We start from the raw sequence: 9,589 nt of genomic DNA, 5'->3' as shown, positions 1-9,589 counted from the left end.
CCACTATTTTCCCAAGTCAGAGCACTCTTTCCCTGCTTAAACACGCCCCGAACCACACATCCGATGAAAACCCGGGGCTAGGGCAGCGGGAGAGGCTTCCAGCAGGCACGTCATCGAGTTCGGCTGCGCCCTGCACCAAGGCTTCATCGGTCATCGCTGACTCCAAGATTGTTCGGATCTGAGGTCGGGTTGATGCTCTCAGCGGCCAGCTCGGTCGCGATGGCGCTCGCGCGTGCAAGGACGTCGAGCTGGGACTTGCTGTACAGCTCCACAGCGGTCTCGCGAAGCGTCTCCTGCGTAACCCGTGCACCCTTAGGAAAGTGCGCCTTCGGGTCGGTTAGCCATCGGTAGTCGATGAGATGTTGAGCGAGTTGAGGCGCAAGCGCCTCGGCAAGTTGTTGTCGGATCGCCTCGTCAGCGTCGAGAGGCAACGTGTCGAATTCGACGCCAGCATCCTCCGCCTCCGCCTCGATCATTGTCCTAAGATCGGCCATGGCTGACTCGTCGTAGAGCTGCGAAACTACGAGCATGAGGGAACGCTCCGGCTTGGAAAGCCGGTCAGCGAGGTGCTCAAAGCCCGACGGCACATCGGTGGCCGTTGTCCCGGCCAGGATCGCCCGAATCTCGGCTCGGGCACGTTTGAGCCGTTCGATGCTCACGGTCAGGTCAGCGTCGACTGCCAGCAGGGCCGACGCCGGTGCTTCCCCTCCGATATCCATTGACTCGATCTGAGCGAGTGGAATACTGAGGTCCCGGAGACGACAGATCTGCAGCAGCCTCACGAGATGGCGGGCACCGTACTGCTTGTACCCATTGGATGTCCGGTTGGGCTCCTCAAGCAGTCCGGACCGGTGGTAATGGCGGACCGTGTTCACCGTTGTGGCGGCGAGGCCTGCCAGCTCGCGTGTACTCCACGCCATACAGGCTCCATTCGTTTGCCAGCGACCGGTAAAGCCGGCTGCTCTTGTCCTGCCAGTAAAAACGATGTGCCGACCACAGGGTCAAGCGCTCGCCGCGGTGTTGAGGCGCCAACAACTAGTGGACCGCGCTACTTGAGAGAGTCGTCGCACGGTTTGCACCTCTGCGCTTATCTTGTCGAAGAAGAACCAAGACCACGATCACTGCGGCTATTCCGATGAACGGAGCAGTCAGCCCGGCGTAGGGAACATTGGACGAGAACGTCGAGAAGTCCCAGAGGCCGTGCAAGATCATCGCCGGCACCAAGGAACCGCTGAAGCGACGTGCCAGGTAATAGACGGATCCCAGACCAAACTGGATGAAGACCTGGAGGATCGCGATCGAGCCAAGACCGAAGAACACATTCGGGAGGTGCAGCAGAGAAAAGAGCAAAGTCGAGATGAACCAGACACCGGTCTCACCAAACCTACTACGCAGGGCCACGAGGAGCTGACCCCGCGCCACCGAGTCAGACTATGGCGCCTCGGGCAACTATGGCGTTCTCGATCAGATCGCCGCCCTGCAATGGATCCGGGACAACATTGCCAGCTTCGGGGGCGACCCGGACCGTGTGACTATCGCAGGAGAGTCCGCAGGAGGCGAGAGTGTATGCATTCTGGGGGCGAGCCCGCTGGCGGAAGGCCTCGTCGATGGCATCATCGGCGGCAGCGGCGCCTGCCTGGGCACCACTGGGAACACAGAAGACGGCGACCAGTTCGATACTCGTGAGGCGGCGGAGGACGCGGGGCAGCGTATGAGCACGGCACTGGGCAACGCGTCCCTGCAGGACATGCGCGAGATGCCCGTCGAGCGAATCCTGGGCGCATCGGACTCACTTGCCGGTCACTGGCGGCCTTCCGTCGACGGGTACGCAATCGAAAAGGCAACCACGGAGATCTACGCCTCGGGACAGCAGCTAAATGTTCCCATTCTCGTGGGAAGCAACGCAGACGAAGCGTCGCTAGCCCTCGCAGACCCGCCACAGGTTAGCGAGTCCGAATATCTGGCGTCCGTCCAACAGACCCACGGCAACCAATCGAAGCGCTTCCTCGAGATTTACCCGGGCGACACCGAGGAACAGGTTCTCGATTCGTCGCTGAGAGCGCAGACCGACAGTGTCATGACCCGCGCGATGCTCCGCTGGACGCAACTGCAGACAAACACCGGCGAGGAAAACGCATACCTATACTTCTTCTCTCACGTACCTCCGGAGGAGGGACTCGAGAAGTTCGGCGCCTACCACGGCGCCGAAGTCGCCTACGCCTACGATAATCTCGGAGCAGACCACGACATCATCTATCAGAAGGCCGACTATCGGCTCCGCGACCAGATGAGCGGGTACTGGCTCAACTTCGTCCGGACTGGCGACCCTAACGGGTATGGACTACCCGCATGGCCGACGGTTGCGGCAGCCCCCGAGGAAGTCATGAAATTCGGGACGGACGGCAGCGCTGTGTCCCCTCGACCACGGCAGGCCGCCATCGACTTCTGGCTCCAATACAGCGGTCCGATCCGCTGATCGCGCCGTAGGGAGTTATCCGGGACATGGTTGAGGCAGTCGGTTGGCTGGCCGTGCACTCATCTCCGGCGAGGGCGGGCAGGTCGAGGATCGACTCAGGACGGCCTGATCGGCTCGTCGGATACAGGCTCAAGATAGAAGCGCGCCCAGGACACGAGACCTTGAGTATCGGTGCACCAAATCACGGGGCCTGCAATTGTGACAGACGTTCCATCGGCAAGGGTGCCAACCATTTCCCATTCCGACCAAACTTCGTCTCCTTTGGTCGCGCAGCGGAGAACTCGCGCCGTCAGATTCGGGAACCGTGTGAGCATCGCCATCCAATTACGGAGCACGGTTGCGCGACCCACGAAGTTCCGGGAGGGGTGATGAGGGTTTTCGGAAACATAGTCGACGGAAAAGCATGCTGCGATGCTTTCGGCGTCATGGGAGTTGATCGCTTCCGCAAGCTTCGTGAGCGCTTGTGAGTCTGTCATTTTTCCAGCTTTCAATTGGGGTGATTCTCATGCGCTGGCCCCAGTAGGGCCGGGGCGGTGTTGCGCAAGACGTGGGATAGCAGAACTGCAGTGTCAGTCGCCGAGCGGCGCAAGCACTCCGGTTGGGGCTGGAGACATTGGGTCGGTGAAGTTGGGGTCTGCCCGATCCCCATAGAGTCCGAGTCTGGCCCAATGCTCGAACGCACTCTCTTCCAGCGGCAGGGGCTTCGCGTCGACAACCTGAGAGGTGGGCCTATCGGCGTTTCCCAGCAGGAAATCGAGCACCGGTCGATCGACGGCCGCGGTGCCGTAGGGGAAGACTCCGTGCACCCCCTCATTGTCCACAGCAATCAAGCTGGTGTTCGGAAGCGTAGTTCCGAGAGCCTGTCCGCTCTCCCATGCGCTGAGCGGATCCAGCTCACTTTGCAGGACAATCGTCTCAGGAAAGTCCCCGTTAGCTTCGGGCATCTCAACGTCTGTGGGCCAGAAAGCGCACTCCGGCGGGGCATCGAGGCGTTTGAGTTGCGCCGTGAACGGCGCCTGCTCAGCCATCTGAGCGTTGTACTCATCCCAGTGCGCCTGACCCTGCGTCCACTCGCCATCGGCGCAGCGGAGGAAGTCATCGGCGCTCGAATAACTGGCCTGCACGAGTCCTCCAGGCTGCGCCGGGACGGGCGCGTAGATGGGGAACTGCGCGATCGCGGCTTCACTTGCTTCATCCGGAAGGCCAAGGCTGTTGATGACCCGGGCGGCCCGATCGATGTGATCGCCCGGACCGTCTGACTCGCCCTCCACGATGAGCTGCTGAACCACGCCGACAACGAATTCAATGGAGACTGGCTTGGCCTGCAAAGTGGCCGCGCCGGTCGAAGCCCAGACAAGGTGCGCAGCATCAGCCATCTCGGGTGAGCCGGTCGCTGCGAAGTAGCGGTCCCAGATGGCCTCGGGTTCATCTCCCAGGGCGAACGAGGTGTCGTTCCGGGCGAGCCAATTCATCGTCAGCAGTCTGAACTGCCGGTCGATGGCAACGTATTGGCCCTTCCAGCTCTTCTCATACGTGGCGCTCGTCCCATCGATTGCCGAGTCGAGCACCATGCGTTCGATGTTGTCAGGGAAGAGTTTTCCAAACCACGATCCGAGCCAGGTCCCGTAGGAATAGCCGAGGTAGGAGACCTTTTCAAGACCCAGCAGATGCCGCATGAAGTCCATGTCATACGCGACTTGTTCCGTCGTCATCGTGGCGAAGTCGGGGTCATCCGAGCATGTTTCGCCGATGGCGCGCGGTTGTGCTGCCGCACCATCGGCGGGGTCGTATTCGTAGTCACAGCTCAAGGTACTCGACCGCCCGAGCCCACGCTGGTCGAAGCTCAAGAAGTTCGTCGATGAACGAAGCTCCGGTACGCGATGCTGAGTCGTCGAGCTGAACGACAACGAAGGAAATGGGCCACCGGGGTGTAGAAAAAGCGTCTCCGCTTCGGGGTCGGACACGTCGAGGTTCTGCGCGAAGGAGATACGCACGTCCCAGGTGTCTGTTGGGTCTGGATCGAGCCAGTCCTTCGGCACCTTGATGGTTGCGCACTTCACGTTCGCTGCCTCATCACCAGGTAACAGTTCCGCTGGGCCGAAGTCGCACGAATCCCACGTCAGCTCCTGATCCACCAGCGATCCGGCGAGCTCAGCTACGTCGGGCATACCGGGCCCGTCAGGTTTCGTTGAGCTCCAAAAGATAGCGGAACCCGCAAGCGCAGCGACTACCAGAATGGCCACACCCGCCATCACGGTTTTGGCCCCACGGCTCGGGAGCGGCGCGCCGGTTGCCTCATTCGCTTCGTCCGGGATATCCGGTTCATTTGTTGTCGAGGACACGATTGTTCTCCTTAGTCTTTGGCCGCCGCAGTGGCTCCCCTGCTAAGTCGACACCGTGTTGCAGGCACACGGTCAAGTGCTGGCCACCCAGCCTCGACTACTCAGCTACAACCAGCCGCGATCGCGGGCTGTCCTCGCGGCGTCGTGTCTGGTCGTGGTCGCGGTCTTCTGCGTGGCATACGAGAGGTAGTTTCGAACGGTGCCTGGTGCGAGGTGCAATCGTCGAGCGATGTCTTTAACCGAGTACCCCTCGCGGGTCTCCCGAAGAACATCGGCCTCGCGTTCGGTCAGCGGCGAGTCATCGACGACCGCGGCCTCGAGGACATCGTGCGCGATCCAGCGCTGACCATCGTTCACCTTGCGGATGACCTCGGCGATCTCTTCCGGATCGGCACCCTTGCTCATGAAACCCCGCACCCCAAGTTTGAGGGCCCGCCGGAGGACACCCTGTCGCGCGTGCCGGGTAAGCATCAGCACGCGTTGGTCGGCACTTTTCAACATGATCGACGCTACTGCCTCTAGGCCGTCCATCCCAGGCATCTCGAGGTCGATGACAAGGACATCTGGATGCAGCTGCAGCGTCGCGGTCACGGCCTCATCGCCGTTCTTTGCCTGCGCGACGACGTCTATGGTCCCGTCGAGCATGAGGAGGGCAGAAAGCGCCGACCGTAACAAGTGCTCATCATCGGCCAGGATGATCGTGATTGGATCCACGGCGGTCATCTCCTACCCTTCGGACCCGCTGCTTCTGATCTGGGGATCGATCCGAACGGATACGATAAACCTACCCGGTGGACGTTCGACCAGCAGCGCGCCGCCCGCGCCTTCTACCCGGTCCCGCAGGTGTGCAAGCCCTCTCAGGGGAGAGCCGCCTGCATCAGTTGTCCCGTCGTTACTGACCTCCACGGACCTCGACGATGCGGAGATCGTGACAGCGGCCGGACGCGCATGGCGCAGTAGGTTGGTGGTGGCTTCCCGCAGCACCTGGGCCAGCAGGGGATGCGGAGCACTCTCTCCGGTGTCGTCGAATGTCACCTCCACGGCCACGCCCGCCGCCTCGACCAGCCGCTTTGCGTTCTCGATTTCAGCCACCAGATTCAACTCATAGCGCGCATACGTCAGTGCCCTCGTCTCCCCGATGGTCTCGTCGACGAGACGGCGGATCTCGCTGAATTCCATTTCGGCTCGGTCGGGAGCAGTACGAACCAGGCGTCGGCCGAGCGCGGCTTTGAACTTGATGACATGCAGCGAATGGCCTTGGATGTCATGGAGGTCACCGGCAAAGCGCATCCGCTCGCGTGCGACCGCGAGCTCTGCCTCCGTCTCCTGCGCGCGTTCGAGCCGCCGCACTACCTGCCAGGCCTGCTCGCTGAGCAGGATTACCGCGACGATAAAGAGCGAGCCGACAGCCGGGAGCGCGAGGTACTCGGCGGCGAGGGTCCAACTCGCAGGGTGAAAGACGAATGAGCTCGCCCCGATCGCCGCGACCGCAACCGTGAACGCCGTGATCCATAGCCGCCGTCTTCGTGTACGCGCGAGCAGGAGCGCGCCGATCAGCGACATCGGCACGAAACCGAGCGGACTCGAGGTTGTCAGCGCCCCGACGATCCACGACGCTATGGTGAACATGAGCGCGAGGATAGCCATGCGGGGGTACCCATCCAAGCTCCACTTGCGCAGCAAAGCGAGGGTGACCAGAAACCCTAGGGCAACGGACAACCCCTCCGACCAGGATGTCGCAGTGAGCACGATACCGATAACGGTCGGGGGCGCAATAGCGGCGACGGCCGTGACCATCGCCACCCGACGCATTCGCGTGATACTGGGAGCCTCCCCTGTCGGCTGGTCGTCGATAACTAGCTCCGGTTCTCGGCTTCCTGCCGCGTGATCTGCCGGCCGACCGGGCGTTTCGCGATCATCGCCGCGATGCCGATCCCCAGCCCTATGTACTGTAGCGCCCAGTTCCGGAGAAGCATCTCCACGATGCTCGCTGGAAGTGTCATGAAGAGACCAAAGTCGAAGTAATGGAAGCCGACGTAGGCAAGAAAGACGGTTGCGCCTAGGACAATGGTTGCGCTCAGCACCAGATCGAGGATTCTCATGAATCCCACTCTCGCGCCAATGGGGCGCCAGCTGTAGTGACGCAGTGTCACATCATCTGATGATGTGACGTCACTGCACGCGCGCTTGGTGTTGGAGTGTGATGGACACATGACATCGTTTCAAGAGACCACCCCGATTCCCACACCCCTGCCACTCCGGCGACGCCCCTTCAAGGTCATTCGCGAAAACAAGCGTGCCTACCTCATCATCAATCTTGTCACCTACGGCCTAGCCACCATCGGGTTCCTCATCGGGCTGGCATTCCCCTCGCTCAATGCGGACAAGGTTGCGGCGCTGGAGGACGACGGCACCGTCGAGCTTGTGAGCTGGCTGATAAACATCCCACCTCTGTTCGCTCTGGTAATCCTCGGAGTCAATGTTTTCCGGCTCAGCCTGCTGACCATCGTGCTCCCGTCGCTTATTGTTCCGTTCGCGGGTCTCGCATTGTTCGGATATTGGGCATTTCAGATCGGCATCACACTTGTGCCGGCTTCCCCAGAGGGATGGGTTGCCCTCATTCCCCATTCCTTGACCTTCGTCATCGAGCTCCAGGCCTACGTGCTCCTTGCACTTGGCGCATACCGCATGGGCAAGAGTTGGCTGTTCCCACGCAGTGTCGGAGCACCGAATCGTCGCAGGGGCTACGTTCAGGGCCTGAAACAGGTCGGCCTACTGGCACTCCCCGCGCTGGTACTGCTCATTGTTGGAGCTGTGTGGGAGGCGTACTCGCTACGCTACTTCGTGCACCCGCTCATCCAGCTGCTTCTGTAGCTGTCCGCGGCCCACCGTAGCGCGCCCGTCGGGATGAAGTGGTTTCCGTCAGCTGGTCAGGTGATTCGGGAGCCGGTTCCCCGGCGCCCGTCCCCTGATCTCCAGGAGTTCCCGCGCGTGGGCCTCGAGCCGGCGGTCCTCCTCCGACTGGGGAATCCACCCCGGAACTGCCACAGCCGTACCGGTTTCATCCCGGGCCACCATCACAGTCAGGCAGTACGTCGTCAGGTGCATCTCATCCTCGGTGGGCCTACCCGACCTGACGTGGACGGCAATATGCATCCCCTTGTTGCCGGTGTAGACCAGCCGGGCCTCCACCTCGACCACGTCACCGATCAGCAACGGACGGTAGAACCGCACCCCGCCGGAGAACACCGCCACGGTGTCTTGGCCGCAGTACCGCGCCGAGCAGACGTAGGCGGCCTCGTCGATCCAGTCCATCACCGTGCCGCCGTGCACCTTCCCGCCCCAGTTCACATCGGTGGGCGCAGCGAGGAACCGGAGGATGACCTTCTCGGCGGTGCCTTCATCGGTGTAGACCTGCCCGCGCATCGCTTCGACGATCTCCTCGCGGACGGCGATCCTGGCTATGGCCGCTTCACGACGGCTGATCTCCTCGGGCGTTGACGGCTCGTAGGGCGGCACCGGGACCGGCTTGCCGTCCTCCCCTACCGCCACAAAGATCACCAGGCACCGACTGCGCATGGTGGCGCCGCTGCCCTTGACGTCGCCCGAAGACACCACCGTCTGGATGTGCAGCGACGACCGACCGGTGTACACGATGGTCGCCTCGACCTCCACCATGTCGCCCACGTTGACCGGGTCAGTGAAGTGGATGTTGCCGACATACGCGGTCACACAATAGCTCTTCGCCCACCCGACAGCCGCCGCATAGGCGGCCTTGTCTACCCACTCCAGCACCGTCCCGGCGTCGACGGATCCGCTGTGCCCGAGATCTGTGGGTGCGGCAAGGAATCGCAAGGTGACGGAATTGGTCTGAGTCATTGAGCCAGTATCGCGCACTGCCCCGTTGCCGACGGTTATGTGTCGGTCACGAAGGCGAGCCGACGCTCCACCGTTTCGGCGATCTCCGCGAGGCGGTGCGCCCGCGCGGACTCCGCCAGGGTAAACGGCTCGTCCGCCCGCCGGAACAAGAGCGGCCCGTGCCAGGCGGTGGGAATCTTCAGGATAGTCCGGTCCGCCGACGACGACGGCGCCACCTCGCAGGGCTGCATCACCTCCGCAGACAGCAACTCGGCCACCACATGCCGCAGCTCGCCAGGGTCACGGGTCAGCTGGGCAGCGAGGGTCAGCGCCTTCGTCTGCCCATCCGCGAGGGCGAGCGCCGTCGTCGGCCAGATACTGGCTGCCCGCCCACCGCCGTCGTGCAGGACCTCCAGAATGTCCTCCTCCCGAAGACCGCCGGGGGCGGACAGCACAAACTCGTCCAGCGTGCCGGACTCAGCGGGATGCACATGGATGCTGAGGATGTTGATGTCGAGCCGGGCCAGCCGCCGGGTGATCCGCTCCAACGCTCCCGGCTCATCCCGCACCAGGACGCGCGCCCGCCACAGGGCTGCCGCTGTTTCGAGCCGGCGGCGACGCCGGATAGCCGGCGCGTGCAGGAAAGAACGCAGCAGCCGGGCCGCTGCCGGGTCGGCCACAAAGATCACCAGGGCCGTGGCAGTCACCGCCAGCACCAGCACCTTGGCCAGGTACGGCAGGTCGGTGTTGACCACCGCGGCGTGCACCAGCAGCTCGATGGGAAGCATCACCGCCACGTTGGCGAGCGTCACCCGGGTCTTTCCCGGTTCGGGAAGTTGACCACACAAATCGCAGATCAGTTCAGCAGTCGCTGCATGGGTGAGATGTCGCTTCATACCTCCAGCATGCAGGC

At 62.5% G+C, this 9,589-nt stretch carries 10 protein-coding genes and 1 pseudogene; 2 read left to right on the top strand and 9 right to left on the bottom strand.

Annotated features, from left to right (window positions below):
• Window positions 1–143 precede the first annotated feature (143 nt).
• Window positions 144–920: a helix-turn-helix domain-containing protein gene (locus tag ABD059_RS04700; RefSeq protein ID WP_343878144.1), complete on the bottom strand. Its 777-nt coding sequence runs from the start codon at window positions 918–920 to the stop codon at window positions 144–146.
• A 115-nt stretch (window positions 921–1,035) separates the two neighbouring features.
• Window positions 1,036–1,422: a CPBP family intramembrane glutamic endopeptidase gene (locus tag ABD059_RS04695; protein WP_343878143.1), complete on the bottom strand. Its 387-nt coding sequence runs from the start codon at window positions 1,420–1,422 to the stop codon at window positions 1,036–1,038.
• A 19-nt stretch (window positions 1,423–1,441) separates the two neighbouring features.
• Between ABD059_RS04695 and ABD059_RS04690 the strand changes: the two are divergent.
• Window positions 1,442–2,476: pseudogene (locus tag ABD059_RS04690) on the top strand (carboxylesterase family protein); the annotation flags it as partial.
• A gap of 95 nt (window positions 2,477–2,571) precedes the next feature.
• Here ABD059_RS04690 and ABD059_RS04685 read toward each other — a convergent pair.
• The 5 genes from ABD059_RS04685 to ABD059_RS04665 form a co-directional block, all read right to left on the bottom strand.
• On the bottom strand, window positions 2,572–2,952 hold the full coding sequence (locus ABD059_RS04685; protein ID WP_343878142.1) for a nuclear transport factor 2 family protein: 381 nt from the start codon (window positions 2,950–2,952) through the stop codon (window positions 2,572–2,574).
• Between the two features lie 93 nt (window positions 2,953–3,045).
• The gene (locus tag ABD059_RS04680; RefSeq protein ID WP_343878140.1) at window positions 3,046–4,818 is read right to left on the bottom strand and encodes an alpha/beta fold hydrolase; all 1,773 of its coding nucleotides are present in this window, start codon (window positions 4,816–4,818) and stop codon (window positions 3,046–3,048) included.
• A 105-nt stretch (window positions 4,819–4,923) separates the two neighbouring features.
• A complete protein-coding gene (locus tag ABD059_RS04675) occupies window positions 4,924–5,541 on the bottom strand; it encodes a response regulator transcription factor (RefSeq protein WP_343878139.1) in 618 nt (205 codons plus the stop codon).
• Window positions 5,542–5,544: 3 nt separating this feature from the next.
• The gene (locus tag ABD059_RS04670; protein WP_343878137.1) at window positions 5,545–6,465 is read right to left on the bottom strand and encodes a sensor histidine kinase; all 921 of its coding nucleotides are present in this window, start codon (window positions 6,463–6,465) and stop codon (window positions 5,545–5,547) included.
• Window positions 6,466–6,674: 209 nt separating this feature from the next.
• Entirely contained in the window at window positions 6,675–6,920 is a 246-nt protein-coding gene (locus tag ABD059_RS04665) for a hypothetical protein (RefSeq protein ID WP_343878136.1), read from the bottom strand.
• Window positions 6,921–7,029: 109 nt separating this feature from the next.
• Between ABD059_RS04665 and ABD059_RS04660 the strand changes: the two genes are divergently transcribed.
• Entirely contained in the window at window positions 7,030–7,692 is a 663-nt protein-coding gene (locus ABD059_RS04660; RefSeq protein WP_343878135.1) for a stage II sporulation protein M, read from the top strand.
• Between the two features lie 48 nt (window positions 7,693–7,740).
• On the opposite strand, the gene ABD059_RS04655 is transcribed toward ABD059_RS04660, so the two are convergent.
• Together ABD059_RS04655 and ABD059_RS04650 are read right to left on the bottom strand one after the other, a co-directional pair.
• Window positions 7,741–8,697, bottom strand: coding sequence for an acyl-CoA thioesterase (locus ABD059_RS04655; RefSeq protein ID WP_343878134.1), 957 nt, complete (start codon window positions 8,695–8,697; stop codon window positions 7,741–7,743).
• 35 nt (window positions 8,698–8,732) lie between these two features.
• The gene (locus tag ABD059_RS04650) at window positions 8,733–9,572 is read right to left on the bottom strand and encodes an ACT domain-containing protein (protein WP_343878133.1); all 840 of its coding nucleotides are present in this window, start codon (window positions 9,570–9,572) and stop codon (window positions 8,733–8,735) included.
• Between the last annotated feature and the right edge of the window lie 17 nt (window positions 9,573–9,589).

Origin of the sequence: Arthrobacter flavus, assembly GCF_039526005.1 — a bacterium.
GTDB classification, from domain to species: domain Bacteria; phylum Actinomycetota; class Actinomycetes; order Actinomycetales; family Micrococcaceae; genus Arthrobacter_D; species Arthrobacter_D flavus.
This window is presented reverse-complemented; position numbering and strand designations above follow the sequence as displayed.

Excerpts from the sequence above, each read along its gene's own strand:
- ABD059_RS04700 (WP_343878144.1), bottom strand. The coding sequence starts at position 920 with ATGGCGTGGAGTACACGCGAGCTGGCAGGCCTCGCCGCCACAACGGTG.
- ABD059_RS04685 (WP_343878142.1), bottom strand. The coding sequence starts at position 2,952 with ATGACAGACTCACAAGCGCTCACGAAGCTTGCGGAAGCGATCAACTCC.
- ABD059_RS04675 (WP_343878139.1), bottom strand. The coding sequence starts at position 5,541 with ATGACCGCCGTGGATCCAATCACGATCATCCTGGCCGATGATGAGCAC.
- ABD059_RS04670 (WP_343878137.1), bottom strand. The coding sequence starts at position 6,465 with ATGGCTATCCTCGCGCTCATGTTCACCATAGCGTCGTGGATCGTCGGG.
- ABD059_RS04665 (WP_343878136.1), bottom strand. The coding sequence starts at position 6,920 with ATGAGAATCCTCGATCTGGTGCTGAGCGCAACCATTGTCCTAGGCGCA.
- ABD059_RS04660 (WP_343878135.1), top strand. The coding sequence starts at position 7,030 with ATGACATCGTTTCAAGAGACCACCCCGATTCCCACACCCCTGCCACTC.
- ABD059_RS04655 (WP_343878134.1), bottom strand. The coding sequence starts at position 8,697 with ATGACTCAGACCAATTCCGTCACCTTGCGATTCCTTGCCGCACCCACA.
- ABD059_RS04650 (WP_343878133.1), bottom strand. The coding sequence starts at position 9,572 with ATGAAGCGACATCTCACCCATGCAGCGACTGCTGAACTGATCTGCGAT.